General features: G+C 37.3%; 25 protein-coding genes. 18 read left to right on the top strand and 7 right to left on the bottom strand.

Annotation, left to right across the window (positions count from 1 at the left end):
• Positions 1 to 362 precede the first annotated feature (362 nt).
• The 7 genes from GH715_RS13545 (at position 363) to GH715_RS13575 (ending at position 5,009) form a co-directional block, all read left to right on the top strand.
• Complete coding sequence (locus GH715_RS13545; protein ID WP_153835756.1) at positions 363 to 1,499, top strand: trans-sulfuration enzyme family protein; 1,137 nt, start codon at positions 363 to 365, stop codon at positions 1,497 to 1,499.
• Positions 1,500 to 1,508: 9 nt separating this feature from the next.
• The gene (locus GH715_RS13550) at positions 1,509 to 2,264 is read left to right on the top strand and encodes an SDR family NAD(P)-dependent oxidoreductase (protein ID WP_153835755.1); all 756 of its coding nucleotides are present in this window, start codon (positions 1,509 to 1,511) and stop codon (positions 2,262 to 2,264) included.
• An 87-nt stretch (positions 2,265 to 2,351) separates the two neighbouring features.
• Complete coding sequence (locus tag GH715_RS13555; protein WP_018933651.1) at positions 2,352 to 2,456, top strand: YjcZ family sporulation protein; 105 nt, start codon at positions 2,352 to 2,354, stop codon at positions 2,454 to 2,456.
• 202 nt (positions 2,457 to 2,658) lie between these two features.
• A complete protein-coding gene (gene map, locus GH715_RS13560; protein ID WP_153835754.1) occupies positions 2,659 to 3,420 on the top strand; it encodes a type I methionyl aminopeptidase in 762 nt (253 codons plus the stop codon).
• A gap of 21 nt (positions 3,421 to 3,441) precedes the next feature.
• Complete coding sequence (locus GH715_RS13565; protein ID WP_153835753.1) at positions 3,442 to 4,155, top strand: AzlC family ABC transporter permease; 714 nt, start codon at positions 3,442 to 3,444, stop codon at positions 4,153 to 4,155.
• A complete protein-coding gene (locus GH715_RS13570; RefSeq protein ID WP_163578662.1) occupies positions 4,155 to 4,448 on the top strand; it encodes an AzlD domain-containing protein in 294 nt (97 codons plus the stop codon). The genes GH715_RS13565 and GH715_RS13570 overlap by 1 nt, the downstream gene beginning before the upstream one ends.
• Positions 4,449 to 4,466: 18 nt before the next feature.
• Complete coding sequence (locus GH715_RS13575; protein ID WP_153835751.1) at positions 4,467 to 5,009, top strand: GNAT family N-acetyltransferase; 543 nt, start codon at positions 4,467 to 4,469, stop codon at positions 5,007 to 5,009.
• Between the two features lie 170 nt (positions 5,010 to 5,179).
• On the opposite strand, the gene GH715_RS13580 is transcribed toward GH715_RS13575, so the two are convergent.
• Entirely contained in the window at positions 5,180 to 6,055 is an 876-nt protein-coding gene (locus GH715_RS13580) for a cation diffusion facilitator family transporter (RefSeq protein ID WP_153835750.1), read from the bottom strand.
• A gap of 220 nt (positions 6,056 to 6,275) precedes the next feature.
• Between GH715_RS13580 and GH715_RS13585 the strand changes: the two genes are divergently transcribed.
• The 6 genes from GH715_RS13585 to GH715_RS13610 all read left to right on the top strand — a co-directional run bounded on the left by GH715_RS13585 (position 6,276) and on the right by GH715_RS13610 (position 11,687).
• Positions 6,276 to 6,521 (top strand): IDEAL domain-containing protein, encoded by a 246-nt coding sequence (locus GH715_RS13585; RefSeq protein ID WP_018933657.1) that lies wholly within the window; start codon positions 6,276 to 6,278, stop codon positions 6,519 to 6,521.
• A gap of 585 nt (positions 6,522 to 7,106) precedes the next feature.
• On the top strand, positions 7,107 to 7,916 hold the full coding sequence (locus GH715_RS13590; RefSeq protein ID WP_153835749.1) for a M15 family metallopeptidase: 810 nt from the start codon (positions 7,107 to 7,109) through the stop codon (positions 7,914 to 7,916).
• Positions 7,917 to 8,576: 660 nt separating this feature from the next.
• Entirely contained in the window at positions 8,577 to 9,437 is an 861-nt protein-coding gene (gene yabG / locus GH715_RS13595; protein ID WP_163578658.1) for a sporulation peptidase YabG, read from the top strand.
• 169 nt (positions 9,438 to 9,606) lie between these two features.
• Positions 9,607 to 10,992, top strand: a complete 1,386-nt coding sequence (fumC, locus tag GH715_RS13600) for a class II fumarate hydratase (RefSeq protein WP_153835748.1) — start codon at positions 9,607 to 9,609, stop codon at positions 10,990 to 10,992.
• Positions 10,993 to 11,085: 93 nt separating this feature from the next.
• Positions 11,086 to 11,289: an alpha/beta-type small acid-soluble spore protein gene (locus GH715_RS13605; RefSeq protein WP_018933661.1), complete on the top strand. Its 204-nt coding sequence runs from the start codon at positions 11,086 to 11,088 to the stop codon at positions 11,287 to 11,289.
• A gap of 143 nt (positions 11,290 to 11,432) precedes the next feature.
• Complete coding sequence (locus GH715_RS13610; protein WP_194928275.1) at positions 11,433 to 11,687, top strand: hypothetical protein; 255 nt, start codon at positions 11,433 to 11,435, stop codon at positions 11,685 to 11,687.
• Between the two features lie 114 nt (positions 11,688 to 11,801).
• Here the strand turns inward: GH715_RS13610 and GH715_RS13615 are convergent, their stop codons facing one another.
• The 4 genes from GH715_RS13615 to GH715_RS13630 all read right to left on the bottom strand — a co-directional run bounded on the left by GH715_RS13615 (position 11,802) and on the right by GH715_RS13630 (position 15,534).
• The gene (locus GH715_RS13615) at positions 11,802 to 12,902 is read right to left on the bottom strand and encodes an ABC transporter ATP-binding protein (RefSeq protein WP_153835747.1); all 1,101 of its coding nucleotides are present in this window, start codon (positions 12,900 to 12,902) and stop codon (positions 11,802 to 11,804) included.
• A 155-nt stretch (positions 12,903 to 13,057) separates the two neighbouring features.
• Positions 13,058 to 13,954 (bottom strand): PucR family transcriptional regulator, encoded by an 897-nt coding sequence (locus GH715_RS13620; protein ID WP_153835746.1) that lies wholly within the window; start codon positions 13,952 to 13,954, stop codon positions 13,058 to 13,060.
• A gap of 112 nt (positions 13,955 to 14,066) precedes the next feature.
• The gene (locus GH715_RS13625; RefSeq protein WP_018933665.1) at positions 14,067 to 14,255 is read right to left on the bottom strand and encodes a hypothetical protein; all 189 of its coding nucleotides are present in this window, start codon (positions 14,253 to 14,255) and stop codon (positions 14,067 to 14,069) included.
• Between the two features lie 43 nt (positions 14,256 to 14,298).
• Positions 14,299 to 15,534 (bottom strand): YheC/YheD family protein, encoded by a 1,236-nt coding sequence (locus GH715_RS13630; RefSeq protein WP_163578659.1) that lies wholly within the window; start codon positions 15,532 to 15,534, stop codon positions 14,299 to 14,301.
• Between the two features lie 90 nt (positions 15,535 to 15,624).
• On the opposite strand from GH715_RS13630, the gene GH715_RS13635 reads away from it, so the two are divergent.
• The 4 genes from GH715_RS13635 (at position 15,625) to GH715_RS13650 (ending at position 19,444) form a co-directional block, all read left to right on the top strand.
• On the top strand, positions 15,625 to 16,749 hold the full coding sequence (locus tag GH715_RS13635) for a DUF445 domain-containing protein (protein WP_153835744.1): 1,125 nt from the start codon (positions 15,625 to 15,627) through the stop codon (positions 16,747 to 16,749).
• A gap of 94 nt (positions 16,750 to 16,843) precedes the next feature.
• The gene (locus GH715_RS13640) at positions 16,844 to 17,194 is read left to right on the top strand and encodes a YlbF/YmcA family competence regulator (RefSeq protein WP_018933668.1); all 351 of its coding nucleotides are present in this window, start codon (positions 16,844 to 16,846) and stop codon (positions 17,192 to 17,194) included.
• 98 nt (positions 17,195 to 17,292) lie between these two features.
• Complete coding sequence (locus GH715_RS13645) at positions 17,293 to 18,192, top strand: ABC transporter ATP-binding protein (protein WP_163578660.1); 900 nt, start codon at positions 17,293 to 17,295, stop codon at positions 18,190 to 18,192.
• The gene (locus tag GH715_RS13650; protein ID WP_153835743.1) at positions 18,185 to 19,444 is read left to right on the top strand and encodes an ABC transporter permease; all 1,260 of its coding nucleotides are present in this window, start codon (positions 18,185 to 18,187) and stop codon (positions 19,442 to 19,444) included. Before GH715_RS13645 ends, GH715_RS13650 begins: the two co-directional genes overlap by 8 nt.
• A 196-nt stretch (positions 19,445 to 19,640) precedes the next feature.
• On the opposite strand, the gene GH715_RS13655 is transcribed toward GH715_RS13650, so the two are convergent.
• Positions 19,641 to 20,591, bottom strand: coding sequence for an NERD domain-containing protein (locus tag GH715_RS13655; RefSeq protein ID WP_153835742.1), 951 nt, complete (start codon positions 20,589 to 20,591; stop codon positions 19,641 to 19,643).
• A 305-nt stretch (positions 20,592 to 20,896) separates the two neighbouring features.
• Here GH715_RS13655 and putP point away from each other — a divergent pair, with 305 nt between their 5' ends.
• Positions 20,897 to 22,366 (top strand): sodium/proline symporter PutP, encoded by a 1,470-nt coding sequence (putP, locus tag GH715_RS13660; RefSeq protein ID WP_153835741.1) that lies wholly within the window; start codon positions 20,897 to 20,899, stop codon positions 22,364 to 22,366.
• 55 nt (positions 22,367 to 22,421) lie between these two features.
• Here putP and GH715_RS13665 read toward each other — a convergent pair whose 3' ends face one another.
• Positions 22,422 to 22,937 carry a GNAT family N-acetyltransferase gene (locus GH715_RS13665; protein WP_153835740.1) on the bottom strand — a complete coding sequence of 172 codons (516 nt, stop codon included), beginning with the start codon at positions 22,935 to 22,937 and terminating at the stop codon, positions 22,422 to 22,424.
• Positions 22,938 to 22,997 lie beyond the last annotated feature (60 nt).

Genomic DNA, 22,997 nt, shown 5'->3' on the forward strand with positions numbered 1-22,997 from the left:
CCGGGGAAAAACGACTATATCCCCGGAACAGCAAAGGATATCCACGGAAGCGCTGATCTGTTCCAAGGAAAAAGCTTTCCCTTCCAAGGAAAAGGTCTTCTCTTCCGGGGATAAACGATTATATCCTTGGAAGAGGAGAAGATATCCCCGGAACAGCAAAGGATATCCACGGAAGCGTCATTCTTTTCCCCGGAACAGAAGTCCTGCCGATCTTGCAACTATGCTAGTTCGCAGTTTGTATCTACTCTGTATTAAGCAAGGTGGAAAGATCAGGTTTTTCTTATTGGAAAAACTTGATTTTTGCGTTAAAGTAGTATTATTAGAAAAAAGTCAGAATGTTTAGATAGAGAGGACGAGCAACAATGGGACAAGGATTTGATACGGAATCTGTGCACGTAACAATGAAAAGAAAAGAAAGTGTACCAACAAAAGTAACACCCATTCATCAAACATCAGCTTTCACCTTTGAAAACTTAGAAGATATTGAAAATTTCTATAAGGGTGAACGAGAATATCTGTATACGAGAGTAGGAAACCCCAATACAGATGAACTAGGTCATGCTGTAGCAAAACTGGAGGCAGCACCAGCAGGGATCGCTTCTTCTTCAGGACTGTCAGCAATCATGGTTGGAATTCTTTCAATTGCAAAAGCAGGAGATCATATTTTAGCGTCAGAAGACTTATATGGTGGTACGTATGAATTGTTAGCGAATGAACTAACCGCATTTGGTATTGAAGTAAGTTTTGTCTCCTTCGAAAATGATCTAGAACAGGATATTCGAGAAAATACAGTATTACTATATACCGAATCGATCACCAATCCGCTGTTACGAGTTGAAAATATAGAAAAGGTAGTCGAAACTGCTAAGAAGCATAACTTGAAGACAATGATAGATAACACATTTGCCACTCCTTATTTAGTACAACCATATCCATTGGGAGTTAATCTTGTCGTACATAGTGCAACCAAATATCTAGGTGGACATAGTGATATTACAGCGGGTGTGTTAGCTGGTGACGAAGATTTGATTGCAAAAGCCAAAACAAAAATGGTCAATTTAGGCTCGAATTTAAGTCCTTTTGAAGCATGGTTAACAGTTAGAGGCCTCAAAACATTAAGTGTTCGTATGGAGCGTCATGTAAAAAATGCAGCCAAATTAGCAGAAGCATTAGCTGAACATCCCGCTGTAGATAAAGTCTATTACCCGGAATATGTCTCTGAAAAAGGTAATGGAGCTATTGTGACGATTGATATTACGAACAATGCGGATATTGCAGCCTTTTTTGAGTCATTAGATTGGATCAAAATTGTGGCTACATTAGCGGGGGTAGAAACAACGGTATCCTATCCGATCGGTACTTCTCACCGTAACTTGCCAGAGTCATCTCAACAAGCACTAGGAATAACAAAGGGCTTAATCAGAATTTCGGTTGGAATTGAAGATGCAGCAGATATTATTTCTACAATGAAACAAGCTTTAGATCAATCAAAAAAATGAGGTGATCCCATGAAATATGCCGTTATAACAGGTACGTCAAAAGGTCTTGGTGCATCGGTAGCAAAACAGTTGATGGAGGCTTCTGTTCATGTAATTGGACTTGCCAGAGGAAAAAATCAAGAATTGGAGAATGCTGATTTGCCAGGCAGCTATAAGCATTATCAAGTCGACTTATCTGATATCGAACAAACAGAAGCAACGTTTCAAAACATCATTTCCTTTTTGAAGGGGCAGTTAGTGGAATCATTGCAATTAGTGCAGAATGCAGCATTAGTCTCGCCGATTGAACAAGCAGGGAAACAAGACATTGCACAGTTAACTGCCCATGTCCATGTCAATTTATTAGCGCCAATGGTAGTGACTAATTTATGGTTGGATGCCTGGCGTGACACAGACTTATCATTGGTTATAGCTAATGTAACTTCAGGGGCAGCCAATCGATCTGTATACGGCTGGAACGCGTATGGAAGCACAAAAGCAGGATTAGATCGTTACACGAATACAGTAGCATTGGAGCAAGAAATGTTAGGTACTGGTCATAAAGTTTTTTTATTTGATCCAAGTATTATGGACACTGATATGCAAGGTGAAATCCGCTCTGCAGATCCAAGCCAGTTTGTAGATGTTGATCAATTTAAAAATTATAAAGCAGAAAATAAACTCCGTGATACAGATGTAGTTGCAAAAGTATTAGTCGACCGATTATTAAATGAAGCATCGATACAAAACGGGGAGTATTACAGTGTAAAAAATATTTTTAAGTAGGTTATCACCCATTTTCCGTCATAACACTGACCATTTTCTTTCCTCTTACATAGTTTATAAGTGTAAGTATTATAAGGAGGGATATAGATGGGTGCACAACAATATGGTTATGGCTCAGGTTTTGCGCTAATCGTCGTGTTGTTTATTCTCTTAATCATCATTGGTGCTTCTTGGGGATACGGCGCGTACTAATTTAACAAGAGAATAGGCTTTCTCAACAGCTAGCCTGACAAAACATGACCCGTTTCATTACAAGAATGAAGCGGGTTTTAAATATGTTGTAAGCTTGTCTATCATTAAATTACTGAGTATTTTCTTACACAACTTTTCAGCAAAATATGATAAACTTTATAGAGACGAAATTTGGCAAAGGGATTTAGAAAGGAAGTTTTAAATGATCACTAGAAAAAGTAAACGTGAAATAGAAATGATGCACGAAGCTGGTAAATTACTGGCACGTTGTCATAAAGAAATTGCAAAGCGAATTAAACCAGGTGTAACAACGAAAGACATCGATGCATTTGTAGACTCCTTTTTGGCTGAACATGGCGCAACTCCAGAACAAAAAGGATACAATGGTTATCCATATGCAACTTGTGCTTCTATAAATGATGAAATTTGCCATGGCTTTCCACGTGATGAAAAGCTAGTCAATGGTGATATTGTGACGATCGATATGGTTGTCAACCTCAATGGTGGTTTGGCAGATTCTGCATGGACATATGTAGTTGGTGAACCAGATGAAAAAACAAAGAATTTATTAGAAGTAACCAAAACTTCCCTATATAAAGGTATTGAACAAGCAATGCCAGGAAATCGAATCGGTGATATTGGTCATGCTATTCAACAATATGCGGAAGCAGAAGGCTATTCAGTAGTTCGTGAGTTTACAGGGCATGGAATTGGACCGACGATTCATGAAGATCCACAAATTCCGCATTTTGGTTTGGCTGGCAAAGGACCGCGTCTTAAAGAAGGTATGGTTATTACTATCGAGCCAATGATTAATGAAGGTGTATGGCAAAGTAAAATGGATGATAACAATTGGACTGCACGTACGGTCGATGGGGAACGTTCCGCACAGTTTGAACACACATTAGTAATTGCTAAGGAAGGGCCAATTATTTTAACAGATCAAGACAATATCGAAGAATAAGCTAAAGGGGAAATAGTTGTAATGGGCCTAGGGGAGAAACAGGTAATTAAGATGCAGATAAGAGATGGGTTCATTGCCGGATCACCAATTGTTGTAGGCTATTTACCGATAGCAATTGCTTACGGTGTTTTAGCGAAGCAGGCTGGGATGACATTAATGGAGCTTACTGGTATGAGTCTCCTTGTATATGCTGGTGCAGCTCAGTTTATGGGCGCAGGTATGATAGGTCTTGGTGTCAGTGCTCTGGAGATTATCATTGCGACGTTCGTTTTAAACTTCCGTCATTTTGTCATGAGCCTATCTTTTATTAATCAAATTAAGCAGTATGCAATGAAGTGGAAATTTGGTTTATCATTGGGCTTAACCGATGAAACCTTTTCCGTTTCATCTATTTATAAAAAACAGGGAAATCAGGCATATGGATACTTTTTCTATGGAACGATTATGCTGACTTCCTATCTATCTTGGGTTTTGGGCTCGTTCCTTGGTGGCGTGCTCGGGGACATCATTCCTCAAAACTTAAGTCAGAGTATGGGTGTTGCGCTATATGCAATGTTTATTGGATTACTGATTCCTTCGATACGAAAATATAAACGGATTGCAGTTATAAGTATTGCTGCAATGTTAATCAACTATATAGTAAGCCCATACATAGGAGATGGCTGGGGGATTGTAGTTGGTACTGTCCTAGGTGCAAGTATCGGTATTTTCTTATTAGAGGAGGAGAAATTATGATGATTTGGGTCATTATTATTGGAATGGCGCTTGTCACAGTGATTCCCCGAATAATCCCAGCTTTTATCGTTGATTTCATTCAATTTCCCGATTGGGTGAATAAGTGGTTACAAGCCATTCCATATGCAGCATTAGGTGCACTGATATTTCCGGGAATTATGACAGTCGTGCCAGACCAGCCATTTATTGGTGTCGTTGCAGGAATAGTGGCAATTTTGCTAGCTTGGCTCCGAATTCATGTTATTTTAGTTGTATTAAGTGCGATTTTAACAGTGTTTCTTTTAACCATTTAAATGTTAGGGTGTTAACACATGTATCAAATTAGAAAAGCACGTATCGAAGACGCGCAAGCTATTGGGGAGGTTCATGTACATAGTTGGAAAGCAACTTATCAGAATTTGATTAATGAACAAGATTTATCCAATACAACAGTTGAACATCGACAAATCTATTGGGAAACCATACTGAAGTTGCCGCGACAGCAACAACCAGTGACAGTGATTGAGGAAGAGGGAGAAATTGTCGGGTTTATTTCAGGAGGCAAGGAAAGAACTGATCGTTTTGGTTATGATGGGGAAATTTTTGCAATTTATTTATTACCATCCCATCAAAGAAAAGGTCTAGGAAAACGTTTGTTAAAAGCTTTCTCGGAAGAAATGAAAGAATTAGGTTACCAGTCATTATTAATTTGGGTATTAACAAACAATCCTACTCATCAGTTCTACTTACAATTTGGAGCGGAGAAAATCGAGCAAGAGCAAACAACGATTGGTCATGGCACATATCAGGAAACAGCATACGGTTTTGTGAATATTGACTCTCTCTTAGATAAATTAATTGCAAAAGGACTGTAACCTAATTTGGATACAGTCCTTTTGGTTGTCTAGGGAATTATAAAATTTGATCATGTGGATAAAGTTGCGTTCACTGACCCACGTCCACGACGCCCCCCAGAAATCAGGCGACTTCATGCGTGCTCTAACAGAAATAGCATAATAACCCTTATAAGTGATGTCTTAAGTCATTATTGTTCGTCTTCGTATGGTTCAATATGAATGTGGGCATGTGGTACGTCATGCTTTTCTTTTAATTTTTCCTCGATATGATCTGTGATATCGTGACTTTCTTCCACGGTCATATGTGGATCTACATAAATAGTTGCTTCAATCAGGGCTTGGTTACCATGCAATCTTCCTTTAACATCTTTAATCTCTAATACATCAGGATGGTCATGGATACTTTTTTTGATTTGATCTAATTCTTTTGGTTGAAACCCATCTGTTAGTGTGTGTGTAGCTTCTCTAAAAATATCCCAGGCTGTTTTACAAATAATCAAACCTACAATTGCTCCGGCCAACGGGTCAAGCCAGTATATTTGAAATTGTGCCCCGATAATCCCTACAAATGCCCCAATACTTACAAGTGCGTCGGATTTGTTATCTTGAGCAGCTGCTTGAAGTGCGCTGCTGTTAATTTTTTTTCCTAAGCGTAAATTATATAGATATACTATAAACATAACAATTGCTGCCCCTAAAGCCGTCCAAGCGGTTAACATATCTGGTTGTGAAAAATCGCCAGCAATAATGGATTGAACTGTATCAAATAGTACTTGGATACCAACCATCATCATAATGAAGGCAGCTATGAGTGAGGCAATCATTTCTGCGCGGAAGTGGCCGTAGTGATGGTCTTCATCTGGTGGTTTCCGAGAAATTTTCAAACCGATTAATACTGCTATGGATGCCACAACGTCAGTGGCGTTATTTAAACCATCAGCACGCAAAGCGGAGGAATTACCAATTGTGGCTATGACTAATTTAACAGTGGCTAGCAGAATATATGTGATAATACTAAGCCATGCCCCTTTTTCTCCTTCTTTATATTTATGATATTGATCCATAAGCGTCCTCCGATGTTTCTAATAGTAAGATAAGCTTATCAAATGAAAGTGTTTTACGTCTACTTTTAGTGTTTCCTAATCACTAAAAATTTTGCTAAAAAGGGATTACCATACGTTTAAGATAACCATTTTCAGGGAATATGTTTAATAACCATTAACAAAATGATTTTTTCGTCATAAAATGGTATACAAGTAGAGCTTAGAAAGGGAGGCGTGCTTCATGAAAAAACATAAGGTGAGTTATCAATTGAAAGTGTTCCATATGAACTCTAAATCGGTACTTAGAGCTAGAAGAGAGATTCCGTATGAAATTCGTTTAGCGTCACAGCTTGTATTGGACGATCTTTGTTTTACTTGGAATAAGGCACGCTTAGAAGAAGAAATAAACCAATCTATTGATGATAACAATAAAGAAACATTCAAAAAATTGAGTGAAACATATAACAGTTATATCTGGGAATCATAAGCATTTACCTCGTTCGTTAAATCGACGAGGTTTTTATTTTAATATAGGAAAGTATAAATTTTGCGCAGATGTCTAGCTCCGAGCACCCAGAAACTAGGCGACTTCACGAATTGCCCTACGATAAGTCATCATCGGTTCGTAAACTCACCGTGATTCCTTTATCTCAGTTAATTCTGAAGTCGCTACGTTTCTAATCGGGCGCTCTGCACTTTTCTTATACATAATTTATATACTGCGTTGCATTGCTGACAAACCGTATCAACAGAATACTTTGTTGGGAACAAGTGCACCATCTATTCAAACAAAAAATTACTTTCTTAGTGTTTTCTAAGCCGTTGTTCAAACCCCGCGGGGAGATATCCCCGGAAGCGCCGCCTTCCCTTCCGAGGATATAGGCAAATATCCAGGGAAGAGAAGCAATGCGCCGTTTCTGTTCCGAGGATCATTCAAACAGAGCTTTCATTACTATCTACTACATCTTTTAACAGGATGTTAATTCTTTCCTACTATATGGATTCTGTATAAAATATGTTATAGTAATAAGAGTGTAGATTGTTTAGTTGTCACATGGAAAGGGTTATAAAAATGAAAAAAGCAGCAATTTTTATCTTGCTAATAACTTTCTTGATTGGATGTCAACAAGAAAACTTTTTAGCACAACAGATAGAAAAAAGAGATACTCAACAAGATTATAAGGAAGAACCGGAATCTTTTGTCCAAGTGGAAGAAGAAGATAAAGAACAAGCAGAACAAGTAAATGAAGAAGAGCAGGAAAATGAGCAGACCGAAGAAAAAAAAGATGATACACTGACAGTTGTCGATAATCCTGACAGTGTATCACTTGTTGTCAATAAACAGCGGAAATTGCCAGACGGTTACGAACCGGATGACTTAGTGGAGGCGAATGTTCCTTACTATGCAGCAGAAGGAGATCCGAAGCGTTTAATCCGACAAGTAGCAGCAGGTGCACTGGAGGATCTTTTTGCAGCCGCAAAGGAAGATGGCTTAGAACTAGTAGCTGTATCCGGCTATCGCTCCTATGACCGCCAGAAACAAATATATGAAAATAATGTTGAAACAAAAGGTCAAGATCATGCAGATAAATTCTCAGCGAAACCTGGAACTAGCGAGCATCAGACCGGTTTGGCAATGGATGTTGCCTCAGCAGCATTAGTGGCTGTTCTGGAACAAAGTTTTATTGAAACAGAGGAAGGGCAATGGCTGGAAGATCATGCCCATGAACATGGTTTTATCATTCGCTATCCAGAAGGAAAAGAAGCAATTACTGGATACAGTTACGAACCATGGCATTTACGTTACGTAGGAAAAGAAACTGCGACAGAAATTTATCAAGCACAAGTAACATTAGAAGAATTCTTTGGACTTTATCCTTAAACCAAGAAGCTAAAGCTTCTTGGTTTTTATCGTATTATTTTGAAGATATTCTTTATGAAGCAGTAATAAAAGAACACTTTCTTGTTTGGCAAGAAGTGAAGTAGCCAGTCGAACTTGTGCTTTTTTTCATAGGACAAGAAAGTATAAAATTTGCGGAGATGTCTAGCTCCGAGCGCCCAGAAACTAGGCGACTTCACGAATCGCCCTACGATAAGTCATCATCGGTTCGTAAACTCACCGTGATTCCTTTATCTCAGTTGATGCGCTCCAGTCGCTCCAGTCGCTACGTTTCTAAACGGGCGCTCTGCGCTTTTCTTAGAAAGTCGACGCAAGCACAGAAAATTAGGCAATTTCACGAATCGCTCAATCATCGCTTATTGCGGTCCCTAAAATATCGGGAAAACTTCTTATTCTACTTGTTAGATTTCCCTCTAATTTCATTTTTACCGGGAAATCCTTTAATTTTAAAAGGGTGATTTCCTGGTGAATGTAGCTTTACCGGGAAAACTTACAGTTACATGCAACGGTTTTCCTAGTATTAGATACGTTAACATAAAAATGCAGATATAGGCTAAAAACAGACTGGGTGATTTCATCTTATTCACCAAAAATACTAACCTCACATAACCTATAGTAGCAAGCTCATTATGGGGTGATTTGGTGAAGCTGATGACAGGAATGCTTGTGACACGATATTCTTATAAACATGATATCGTTTTTCGTATCAAAAATATAAATGATGATAAGGTATTACTACACGGAGAAGATTTACGTCTAGAAGCAGATGCACCTGTTGATGATCTTCGTATTTTACCAGAAGAAGATATTAGAAAAAGACAGGATGAAATAAAAGAAAAAGAAGAGTATTCATATCGTCTTTTTCGTCAAGATTATCAGCTAATGAAAGAAAAAAAAGATTATGAGCATAAAAAAATAGAGCCACGTAATATTCAACGATTTCAATTACCAGTAAAAGTACTACACATTGATGGTGATCGACTTTATTTAAAGAAATGCATTGAATTATATCAGCGACTAGGATTGCAAGTGCATGGTGTGTATGTGCAAGAAAAAGAATTACCCATTGAAATGGAAGACCTAGTTAAAAAAGTGCAGCCAGATATTATCGTTATTACCGGACATGATGCTTATTCAGAATCAAAGGGCAGTAAAAAAGATATGTCCGCATACCGCAACACACGATTTTTTGTTGAAGCTGTACGTCAAGCGAGAGAATGGTCTCCCAATTTGGATCAATTGATTATTTTTGCAGGGGCATGTCAATCACACTTTGAATCGCTTATTCGCGCAGGGGCTAATTTTGCAAGCTCACCAGATCGCGTCAATATTCATGCGTTAGATCCCGTCTATGTTGTAGCAAAAGTAGCCTACACACCTTTTATGGATAAAGTGAATGTTTATGATGTGTTAAAAAACACACTTACTGGTGAAAGAGGTCTAGGGGGAATGGAAACAAGGGGGCTTTATCGTACCGGTATACCTTATGTAGAGACAAAATAGTTTTGTCTCTATTTTTTTCGCATTTTTTGATACAATATAAAGGGAAACTTGTCAGGGTGTTAAGGAAGGTGATCTCCTAACTTAGAACTCTCTCGAAATTTGAATTGAGGGGATTTACCGACACTTAGCTCCGTGATAAATGAAGATTACATAAGGGGGAGAATGTATAATGGATTATCGTATTGAACGTGACACTATCGGTGAAATGAAGGTTGCGAATGATAAGTATTGGGGGGCGCAAACACAGCGTAGTAAAGAAAATTTCCCAATTGGTAATGAGACAATGCCAACTGAAATAATTGAAGGCTTTGCCATTTTAAAACGTAGTGCTGCCATTGTAAATAGCGAACTAGGTTTAATGGAACAATTGAAAGCGGATGCGATAAAACATGCTGCAGACCGCATTTTAGCAGGTGAATTATATGAGCACTTCCCATTAGTAGTATGGCAAACAGGTAGTGGTACACAATCCAATATGAACGTTAATGAAGTGATTGCTTATGTAGGAAATCTGTGGTTAAAGGAACAAAATAGTGATGTTACCTTACATCCAAATGATGATGTCAATAAATCACAAAGTTCCAACGACACCTATCCAACTGCTTTACATATTGCTGCTGTCCGTAAATTAGAGGACGTTGTTTTACCTGCATTAGCAACTTTAAAAGCAACGATAAAAGAAAAGATGGAAGCGTTTGACGATATCGTGAAAATCGGACGGACACACCTCCAAGATGCTACCCCATTAACGTTAGGACAAGAGATTAGTGGCTGGCATCGGATGCTGGAAAAAACAGAATCGATGATCAAAGACAGTATTCCCTATGTGAAAGAATTGGCTATTGGTGGTACTGCTGTTGGTACTGGATTAAATGCTCATCCGGAATTTTCAGAGCGTGTAACAGCAAAAATTAGTGAATATACCGGAAAAGATTTTGTTTCTGCACCAAATAAATTCCATGCATTGACAAGCCATGATGAGTTAGTCTATGCACACGGAGCTTTAAAAGGATTAGCTGCAGACTTAATGAAGATAGGTAACGATGTGCGTTGGTTAGCTAGTGGACCTCGTTGCGGAATTGGGGAAATTACAATTCCAGCCAATGAACCAGGAAGCTCGATTATGCCTGGTAAGGTTAATCCGACGCAAAGTGAAGCAATTACCATGGTAGCGACACAAGTAATGGGCAATGATGCAGCAATTGGTATCGCTGCAAGTCAAGGTAATTTTGAATTAAATGTCTTTAAACCAGTTATTGCTTATAACTTCTTGCAATCTGCACAACTATTAGCAGACAGTATGCTATCATTTAATGATCGTTGTGTTGTCGGAATAGAGCCAAATCATGAACAAATTGAGAAAAACTTAAATGATTCACTTATGCTAGTAACAGCACTTAATCCGCATATTGGATATGAGAATGCCGCAAAGATTGCCAAAAAAGCGTTTGCTGATAATACAACATTAAAAGAAGCTGCAGTTGAATCAGGCTTATTAACAGCTGAGCAATTTGATGAATGGATCAAGCCAGAAGAAATGACTTATCCAAAATAAACACGTTGGAATTGTTGCTAGAAATTGCTAGTGAAATAAAAGCATATTGATCTCCTTTTTGTTCACAATATGGGGTACAGGAGGTGATCAAAGATGGCAACTAACAATTCAAATCAATTAGTTGTTCCTGGAGTAGAGCAAGCACTAGATCAAATGAAATATGAGATTGCACAAGAATTTGGTGTAAACTTAGGTGCAGACTCTACTTCTCGTGCTAACGGTTCTGTTGGTGGAGAAATCACAAAACGCTTAGTAACAATGGCTGAACAACAATTTGGTGGAAACCAACAACAATAATTGAATAATAAGAAGAAGGAGACGCTTATTTAAGTGTCTCCTTTTTACAGATTAAGAAAATATAAAAGAAGTTGTAAAGCAATGAAAAAAGTACAATATATAAGTGAAATGAAGGAATGTAATATTCATTGCGGAGGATAAATATGTATATTTGTTATCTATGTAATGGTCTAGAAAAAATGGAGCATAGATGTCCGGTATGTGATGCACATATGTTAGATGGAGGTAAGGTTGTCGATTACTATGATGATTATGCGCCTTATATTGAAATAAATGATGCGCAATTGATCGATGGAATTCCTAATTCCAGTTCCTTACATCAATGCGTACACGTTGGAGTTTGTTCAGCTTGTAATTATTCTGAAGAAGTTGTTATCCATGAGCATGAATTAACATGATAGTTTGAGCGAAGGTCATTTATTGAAAAGGTATGAATCATATCAAAAGAATAAACCAATACGAAAAATAGAAAAACCCGTTTCGAGCTAACGAAACGGGTTTGATTACATTATTTATTTAATGCGTTGTTCATTGTCTTTATCGAAGAAGTGGCATTTATGCATATCGAATGCCAAGTCGATTTTTTCACCACCGTGGATATCTGTACGAGAATCAACACGTGCAACGAATTCTTGACCATTTACTTCAGAGTATAGATAAGACTCAGAACCCATTAATTCGGATACATCGATCGTAGCGGTAATTTTCTTACCTGGATTCGCATCTAAGAAGACAGGCTCATCATGGATATCTTCTGGACGTACACCTAGTACTACTTCTTTACCAACATATCCTTGCTCACGAAGTACTTTCATTTTTCCTTCAGGTACTTCAACTTTTGTATCACCAAGTGCAATTTTTCCTTCTTCTAATGTACCGTTAAAGAAGTTCATAGCTGGTGAACCGATGAAACCACCAACGAAGATGTTGTTTGGCTTATCATATACTTCTTTAGGAGCACCAACTTGCTGGATAACACCATCTTTTAATACAACAAGGCGAGTTGCCATTGTCATCGCTTCTGTTTGGTCGTGTGTAACGTAAATAGTAGTTGTTTGTAGGCGGTGGTGAAGCTTTTGAATTTCCGCACGCATTTGTACACGAAGTTTCGCATCCAAGTTTGATAACGGCTCATCCATTAAGAATACTTTTGCATCACGGACGATTGCACGACCTAGTGCAACACGCTGACGCTGACCACCTGAAAGTGCCTTCGGTTTACGGTCTAAGTAAGCTTCCAAACCTAGAATACGAGCTGCTTCTTTTACACGACGCTCGATTTCGTCTTTTTTGAATTTACGAAGTTTAAGACCAAATGCCATATTGTCATAAACATTCATGTGTGGATATAGTGCGTAGTTTTGGAATACCATCGCAATATCACGGTCTTTAGGAGCGACTTCATTCATCAATTTGTCATCGATGTAGAACTCTCCACTAGAAATTTCTTCAAGACCTGCAATCATACGAAGTGTAGTTGATTTACCGCAACCAGATGGACCTACGAATACGATAAATTCTTTGTCTTTAATTTCAAGGTTGAAGTTGTCAACTGCTTTGTCTTCACCTTTTGTATAAATTTTGTCAATGTTTCTTAATGTTAATTCTGCCATTGTATTCCCCTCCTAATTTGTTGAAAGCGTTTCATCTATGTCTATAAGTTTACTAATAAAATGTCCAAAGGTAAATAGAAAGCGTGCACAAAAAAAGTCACCCTATTTGTGCACGGTTACAAAAGCATGTCCCTTAAGTGATGTATTGTCTCATTTTACCATTTTGTGCGCATAAGCAGACATAAATAAACGGCAATGGCTCCATCGAATTGTTTCACATCTATCCCCGTTTTCTCAATGAACTTGTCCACACGATACTGTAAACTATTACGGTGCATGTACATTTTTTTTGCCGCTAAGGTTGTATTGGAATTGGACTCCAAAAAGACTTGAACTGTCTTTAATAATTCTTCGTCACTTTTTACCTCATTAAGGATTGAATCCGTAATCATCTGTTGTTCTTTATCACTTATATCATGTAAAAATAGATACGGAATCGCTTTAATATAATCCAAAACAGCATGATTATGGCGTCTGGTTAAGTAGTAACATTTTTTGATCCATTCATAGAAATCTGGTGCTTGTTGAATATGATGTAATGTTGGACCGACAAAAAGCTTTATATTGATATAAAAATCTGTCGTTAGTACCTCGATAATCTCGGAATAGGATACAAAGTCCTCGATTGTTTGGACTTCTTCTTGAATGATCACTCCTTCATGGTTGTTTTCCCACAGGATGGAGGTCTTTTGCGGGAACAAACCATGGATCGCTTCTCTAAATGATTCAGGATCAATCGACTCATCTGATAGGGAAAAATAGACAAAATGGAAGGCGGACATGCTATCTTCCATCATTTTTTTAGGAATTTCATGTTGAAATAAAATATCCATCCATAATTTTTCGCGTTCAGTAGTCGGTGGTTGACTAGCTTTATATGGCGCAAGTAATATTTCTAAAATTTTCGATTCTCTCTCCGTTAATTCATCTTTAGGTACTCCGATAATGTCATTTTCATTTGTGACATACCATTTATACGAAATCGTATCCATTTTTGTCTCATTTGAATGTGTAACTAAATTAGGGAACATTTGTTGAAGTTGTTCTAACATGTTTAAGCCTCTTTCATTGAAATATCATTTACATCTATTATAACAAAGAATATATGTTATGAGCGTTAACTCCATAAAAATACACACACTTTTTAAAAGAGTGTGTGTATTTTTACTCCCCGTCTGTTTCGGCGGGAAAGGCTTCTTTTTCTTTTGGCAATTTTCTTGCTTGTTCGATTTGCATTCGACCATGTACCGAATGTGCTGTACCACCAGCCATTCCTTCATTAATCATACGATCAACATCTACTTCATATTTTTCGCGAGAATCTGTCTGCTTTTTGGATGAAGGTTTTGCCATAATACTCCCTCCTCTAAGCATAGCTTGAACCAAAAGGTGAAAATCATTCAACATTTAAGGAGAACTCAAATAAAGAAGTGAAATACGCTTGTGTTTTAGCTGCAAGAGCAGGATGATAAAATACTTGCCAACTAGGTTTTGCTTGAACTTCTATTAACCAAAGTCTTCTTTCCTTATCGATACCGATCTCAAATCCCAACTCTCCAATCGTACCAGATAACATATTTTCCAATAGCTTGCTTAAAACGATGGCTAATTCTTTTACTTTTTTGATGGTGTTTCTTCCTAAGTTCAGTGTGTCTAAATCAAATATTTCATTCCCAGTATTTTTTCTTCCATATAATAAGGTCACTTGCCATTGCTTTGTTTTGTTTGTATGCACTCTTAGGTAAAAGGAATCACCCTGATGTTGGATCAAATCTATTGCGTCCTGTAATACATATTGCCGGAAGCCATTAGGAAATAACGCTTGTTTAAACTGTTCAAGGTCTTGATAATATTGTCGACTGTTATGATTGTGCGTTACAAATAGAAGGTCTCCCACTTCTTCTATATAGAAATGATTGCTATCATCATCTTTCAATGGCATTAGTGTAACTGGATGCTGGGAAAGCTTATGTTGAATGGTCTGAATCGAAGGATGGAAAGTGGTACCAGGTAGAAGATAATTGATTCGTTCATGATTCATAATATTATCATATACTTGCCATTTGTTAAAAAAGTCGGGATTAAATATAATAGAGTTTGTGGTCAAATACTGTTTTATTTTTTGTACCTTTTTATGTGATTCGATTTTTCGATTAGGTAGACGATTGTATATAACGGGTGGTATATCTGTTTCAATCGTTTTCCACTCCTGCTCTTGCCAAACAATTCCTGTTAAGCTATTTGTTTGGAAATGAACGTCATGATAGGAGAAAAAAATCGTTTCAAATCCAAGAGAATGCCCGACTCTAGCCATTTCTTGATATAATCTTTGATAGGATGATTGCTGTGGAGAGCAATGACTGAATACACCAAAGAGATAGTTTATGTGGCAGGTATTTGTATCGGTATTCAAAATGATTGGTGCATGATTGATTAAATGAAATTGCTTCATGATCGAAGAAGAAAGATAAATCGTGTTTGTTCTGTTATGATGGCTTAAGATATCACACGGAATGTGTTGTAAGCCATGCTGTAGCATAGACATCTGTTTTAAATGATAGTAAGCCTCGGTAGGGACAATCATTCTATTTTTGTCATTAGGATAGGCTATTATTCGGAATGTCTGTCGCATGTTGACACCTGCTTTCTTCATGTAGGCTAATTCATTATATGCAGCAGGAAGGTGTACTATACTTTACAAAGAGGAAAGGTGGAAAGAAGGGTGGAAAACCTTATTATAATACTTTTCTTGGTGGTCATTGGCAGTTTTATTGGTGGATTAACCAACTCTGTGGCTATTAAGATGCTGTTTCGGCCTTATCAGGCAATATATATTGGTAAATGGAAGGTACCATTCACGCCGGGTGTTATCCCGAAAAGGCGTGATCAATTAGCGAAACAACTTGGACAATTGGTTGTCAATCATTTACTAACGATCGATAGTATTCAATTAAAATTGCAGGACCAAGGATTAAAACAACAAGTACAACAAAAGATAAACAAAGAGTGGCAGCTTTTCCTGGCCAAATCGATCACGATTAGCCAACTATCAGACAAGTTTCAACTAAACATCAATTCTGATCATGTGAAAAGATTGATTGCGGATAAAGTAATCGACCAAGTTCATAACTTTCTGCAAAAAAATCAACAAAAACCGTTTAAGCTTTGGCTTGGTCAAATGATATCAGAAAAAGAACTAGAAAAGACATCCATTTTTTTACGTGATAAAGGAATTGATTTATTAAATAATGAAGAAACGCATCACAAGATAGAAGCAGTCATTAAACAATATGCTGAATCCAAAGGTTTTCTAGGAAATATGGTGTTATCGATGTTCAGTAGCGATGAATTAGCGTTGAAAATCCAGCGATTAGTAACGGATTATTTACGTTCTGAAGAGGGGAGCAGGTGGATTCTGCAAGCAGTCCAAAATGAGTGGCAAAACCTTTTACACCAGGAAGTTCAACTTATCGAACCATTGTTTGCCAAAAAAGAAACACAACAGTTACTGCGCGAATTGATTCATGAAAATGTCCCAGCAGAGGAATGGTTAGACAAGCCCATTCAGGAGATAGTAACCCCTTTTGCCAATCAAATAGAGGAAAAGGTACTACCATTACTAGTCGAGCAGTTATTTAGCAAATTGTCAGATAGTGTGCCGAATATGTTGCAACATTTAGAAGTGGAGAAAATGGTCGAAAATCAAGTAGCATCCTTTCCAACTTCGCGGATAGAGGAAATCATTTTATCGATTTCTCGAAAAGAATTTAAACTGATTACTTATTTAGGTGCTTTATTAGGTGGATTTATTGGGTTAATTCAGGCGATTCTCTTTATCGTCGTTTAAATCTTTGTTATAGTGGTAAAGTACATGTAGGAACATATACATGAAGGTATAGCGACCTATGAATGACGTAACTATTTTAGGAGGATTTTATTTTATGTCTAACGTTTATGACAGTGCAAATGAGCTTGAAAAAGCAATTCAGGAAAGCGACGAATTCAAGGATTTGAAAGCTGCTTATGATAAAGTAATGGAAGATCCGAATTCTAAGCAAATGTTCGACAATTTCCGTAACACGCAGTTAGAATTACAACAGAAACAAATGCAAGGTGAGGAAATTACCGAAGAGGAAGTTGAAAAGGCAAAACAAGTTGTGGAGCTTGTCCAACAGCATGAAGACATTTCCAAACTAATGGAGCAAGAACAACGTGTCAATGTTTTGATTAATGATATTAGCCGTATTATCACAAAACCATTAGAAGAATTATATGGTGCACAACAACAATAACAACACATCATGAGTTACAGTATTTTGCTGTAGCTCATTTTTATTTGAAACTTTTTGCTTGTTACTACCGTAATACTAATTGGAAGGAGTGAAAGAATGTGACGTTAAAATTAGAGAATGTTACGAAAAGATTTGGATCATTTACCGCTGTTGATGATTTATCGATTGAGATACCTGAAAAGAATATATTCGGTTTTCTTGGTGCAAATGGTGCAGGAAAAACAACGACATTTCGAATGATCCTCAATTTATTAGATCAAACATCTGGATCTATTACTTGGAATGGAGAAACAATCGATTACAGTAAAAGTGATCAAATTGGCTATTTACCAGAGGAGAGAGGTTTGTATCCTAAATTAAAGGTTCGTGATCAATTAATTTATCTAGGAAAATTACGAGGGATGCAAAAGAAAGAAGTATTAGATGAATTGACTAGCTGGTTGGATTATTTAAAAGTTCCACAGTATATGGACAAAAAAGTAGAAGAATTATCGAAAGGGAATCAGCAAAAAATCCAATTTATATCGGCTGTGATACATAAACCAAAGCTGCTTATTTTGGATGAACCTTTCTCCGGTTTGGATCCCGTTAATGTCGAATTGTTAAAAAAGGCGGTAATTGAATTAAAAAACACTGGAACGTCGATCGTCTTTTCCTCACACCGGATGGAGCATGTAGAAGAATTATGTCAGCATTTATGCATGATGCAGCATGGTAAACCGATTTTACATGGCGATCTTCGTGAAATTAAACGATCATTCGGTAAGAAGAATTTATCAATACAAGCGGATTTTGACCTATCCTTTTTAGAAAATGTTGCTGGCGTTGTTAAAGTGAAATACTTTAGCGATGGTGTTCTTTGTCAAATCGAAAATGAAAATGTCTCCCAAAGCGTATTAGAAGAAATATCAGGCAAAGGTTTTATCCGTAAATTTGAATTGGACGAACCAAGTCTGAATGACATTTTTATTGAGAAAGCTGGTGAGTCATATGAATAAATTTTGGATTGTCTTTTCTCATACTTATTTATCAAAAATAAAGTCAAAATCATTTATTATCACCACTGCTATCATTCTAGCGTTAATTGTTTTAATGTCGAATGTTCAATCATTTATAGAAATGTTTGATTCAGATGAGGTAGATCAAGTTGCAGTTGTAACAGAACAAGCGGAAGTTTACTCACAATTGGAAGCACGGACGGAAGCCGATTTTGAATTAGAGCAATTTTACGGGACACTAGAAGAGGCCAAGGATGCAGTAGGAGAAGAAAGATTTATTGCTGTATTGGATATCAGCGAATCGGAAGAAGGATTACCTGAAGCTACTTACTATAGTAGAGATTATACTAATCAAACTGCACAAAATATATTAGAAAGCCAATTACAACAAATAAAAGTGGAGATGGCAACCAATCAATCAGGTATTGATCCTGCTGTTATTGCTTCGATCTATGAACCAATTTCTTTTGAGAATGAATTAATTGCTACAGGTAACGGTGACGCTAGTGATGTCAAAACAGAAGAAGAGTTAAGCGGAGCGCGAGGCCTAGTATATGCGATCTTATTTTTACTATATATGGCGGTCATTTTGTATGGAAATATGATTGCGATGGACATAGCCAACGAGAAAACATCAAGAGTAATGGAAATTTTAATTTCAAGTTCCTCCCCAGTCAGTCAAATGTTTGCTAAAATTTTCGGAATTGGCTTAGTAGGTCTAACCCAAATGGTTGTTCTATTAGGGACAGGTTACTTCGTTATTATGCAGAAGCAAGATGAACTGATTGGTGATTTCTTTGAGTTTTTCGGACTATCTGATGTAAGTCTTTCTACATTTGTATACGCGATCGTTTTCTTCTTGTTAGGGTATTTCTTATATGCGACATTAGCAGCAATGTTAGGGTCATTAGTAAGTAGAACGGAAGATGTCCAGCAATTGATGACTCCTGTTACATTTTTAATTATAGCTGCCTTTATGATTTCCATGATCGGATTAGGTATGCCGGAATCAACATTTGTCGTTATTTCATCGTATATCCCATTCTTCTCGCCAATGGCAATGTTCCTGCGGGTCGGCTTACTGGATATCGCATTCTGGGAAGTGGGATTAAGTATTCTCATATTAATTGCAACGATTGTAGTATTTGCCATTTTAGGAGCCAAAATATATCGAGGCGGCGTACTCATGTACGGCACATCCACCTCATTAAAAGACTTCAAAAAAGCATTACAACTATCGAAAAAAGAATAAAAAAAGAGGAAGCTATTTCGCAACGAGCGAAATAGCTTTTTACAAATTTGTTAGTTGTCCAAGTTGCCAGAAAACCGGTCGAAGTTGCCAGAAAAGTCGAGAGAGTTGCCAGTAAACCGGTCGAAGTTGCCAGAAAGGTCGAGAGAGTTGCCAGTAAACCAACCAAAGTTGCCAGAAAACTCATAGAAGTGTCACTTTAATTTAATAGTATAGTTAAGTCATATTTCCGATCTCGATAACTCCCGACAAATGGACAGTTTAATTGTCTTAATAATCTTTTCGTCAGGTCTATTGATATGCCGTCTAAAAACCATCTGGCCTGTTTATTAGTTATTACTGGACCGAAGATCAATGCCCACTCTTTAAGCGCATGGACATGCATCATTTTGTCTTTAATACCACATTTAGGACATTGCCAAGTTCCATAAATCCTTATTGCCTTTACATTCTGACATGATGGACAAAATACACCTCGTACTATTTTTCGAAGATCTATCTTAAATTTTTCATGTATGTTTACTTTTCGTTCTTGATGATGGGCTGAAATGAAATTAATGAGGTGTCTGTACTCAGTATAGTTATATTCGTTGTTAGCTGTTGGTTCTTGGAGGAAAAGTTTGATTCTGAGAGGCAATTGCTGAACAGGTATTATATCAGGATGCTTAAAGTTAAGGTTGGCATTCGGGTGAGTAAAAACAACGATTGGATGAATCGGGGGAAAAGAGAAGCCGTGTAAAGTAAGTAGCGCTTCTAATTTTTCTTGTTGGAATTTAGCTTGTAAAAGTGGATGATCATAAATTTCGATTTTTCCATCTTCATGTTCTTGGACTAATTGATCTGCTTCATTAATGAATAGCTTGCCTTTTAGGTGTTCGACTTCACAAATGAAGATTTTCTTTAGGAAAAAGGATAGGTTGTCCATTTGGAAATAATGTTTTTGCCAAGGTAACCGGATACCGTACAAGAGCATTTTTTCCTTTTGCACCATATGCAAATGATAAGGTAATTGCTTTTCACCGGTATAACCCGATAATTCTCTGCCATATGCATTTTCCAAATCTTGAGGAATATCATGAGGTGAGAGTCGGATGATAAGTGCTTCTAACTGTCTCAAATAAAGAGATTTTCTTACAGAATCATGGGTCAAGTAATCGACCTCCCTTATTATTTTTTTACCATAATATCATACCAGACCAAAATCGGAAATATTCTGAATATTATAATTCAAATCATCCTACCATTGTTTACATTGGCTTACATATGATAAAATGACTTTTTTTGAATATATAGTAAAGCAATACAGACACTATATATACATAATCAACATAGGTGGTGATCTTGATGGGACAGGAAACAATCAATGTAGCAACGTGGGGGTGGTTATTAGTCCCAATGTTATCCGTTGTTCTCTTATCGTTAATCACCTTTTTTACAGAAAGAGGAGAGTAAATAATGGATAGTGTTACGTTAATCACGTTTATCGTTTATTTAGTCGGAATGTTAGTTATTGGAATTATCGCCTTTCGCTTAACAAACAACCTTTCCGACTATGTTTTAGGTGGCCGAAATTTAGGTGGAAGTGTAGCAGCCCTAAGTGCTGGAGCTTCTGATATGAGTAGTTGGCTTTTGCTTGGTTTGCCAGGCGCCATGTATGCAGGTGGTATGAATCAAATCTGGCTTGCGATTGGTTTAGCAGTAGGGGCATACTTGAATTGGCAATTTGTAGCGAAACGGTTAAGGACTTATACCGAAGTTGCCAAAGACTCCATTACTATTCCAGACTTTCTAGAAAATCGTTTTCGAGACAAATCACGGATTCTACGTGTTATTTCTGCTCTGGTTATTTTGATATTCTTTACATTTTATACGTCAGCAGGACTGGTCGGCGGAGCTATTTTATTTGAACAGTCCTTTGGAATAGAATATCAATCTGCGTTATGGATTGGAGCCATTGTCATTATATCTTATACATTTTTAGGCGGATTTCTAGCAGTAAGCTGGACAGACTTTTTCCAGGGTATCCTAATGTTTTTAGCATTAATTATTGTACCAATTGTAGCCATTAACGCTGCAGGTGGCTGGGATGAGGTCGTTAGTCAAGTGGGGAGCATAGATCCGGGATATCTGAACGCATTTACAGATACCACGGCCATTGGTATTATTTCGTTATTAGCTTGGGGGCTAGGTTATTTTGGACAGCCACATATCATAACAAGGTTTATGGCCGTAAAATCGACTAAAGAAATCCCAAAGGCCAGATTTATAGGAATGTCATGGATGGTATTTGCTTTATATGGTTCGATTTTTACCGGTTTTGCTGGGATTGCCTATTTTGCCGACACACCGTTAGATAATGCGGAAACAGTCTTTATAGCTTTCACACAAGAGCTGTTTAACCCATGGGTTGCAGGTATTTTATTAGCTGCGATTTTATCTGCGATTATGAGTACAATTGATTCACAATTATTAGTATCCTCTAGTGCGGTTGCAGAGGACTTCTATAAGGGAATTATAAGAAAAAATGCCAGTCAAAAAGAATTAGTATGGATAGGGAGAATTGCAGTCATTATCATCGCGATTATTGCGATCCTGATCGCTCAAGATCCTGAAAGCCAAGTTCTTGATTTAGTCGAATATGCATGGGCAGGATTTGGAGCAGCGTTTGGTCCGATTATCATATTGAGTTTGTTTTGGAAAAGGACAACGGTAGGTGGAGCGATTGCCGGAATGGTGGTAGGCGCTTTAACGGTAATTGTTTGGGAGCAGCTTGAAGGAGGAATATTTGATTTATATGAAATTGTACCAGGGTTTGCATTGGGTACAGTTGCAATCATTATTGTCAGCCTTATTTTTGGAACCCCAACAAACCCATCAAAAGTTGTGAGAGAAGAATTTAATGAAGCTATCGAAAATGAATCGTGAGATTTAAAAAAATATGATTGTTGCAAGGAGTCCGAAAATAGAAAGGACTCCTTGTTCATGTTTCAATCCAAAATCTTTTCACTACATTACCGTCATCTTCCATATAATCTGCATCTTCTATTCCGCCATTTTTTAAAATAGCTTTCAGAGAACCGATATTGTCAGCATCACAAGTAACAAGTGCTCTAGTAATCCCTATCTTTTTAGCTTCAAGTAACGCCAATTCCAAAATTTTGGTCGCGTAACCTTTCTTTCGCTCACTCGGACGTATACCATAACCGATATGACCTCCAATGGAAAGAAGTATTTCTGATAATTGATGTCTAATATTGACAACGCCAATAATCGTTTTCTCTCTAACTAACCAAAAAGTAGAATCAGGAACCCATCCATCAGGTAAGTTCACTCCTTGTTCGTGATCATTAATAAATTGCAGGAAACGATCCATATCATCAGGATGTTTTTCGATGACCCAAGGTATCATTTTCTCACCGCTTTTTTTCCACTCTAAGTAAAAATCCTGATATTCTCTCGTTAACATTTTCATTGGCTTCACTAATTTAACAGACATACCACCACGTCACCCCCATATTTAAAGTTTAACATAAAATTCCATAAAAATGACAAATCG

It is taken from the genome of Gracilibacillus thailandensis, from assembly GCF_010994055.1.
In the GTDB taxonomy this organism is placed as follows: domain Bacteria; phylum Bacillota; class Bacilli; order Bacillales; family Amphibacillaceae; genus Gracilibacillus; species Gracilibacillus lacisalsi.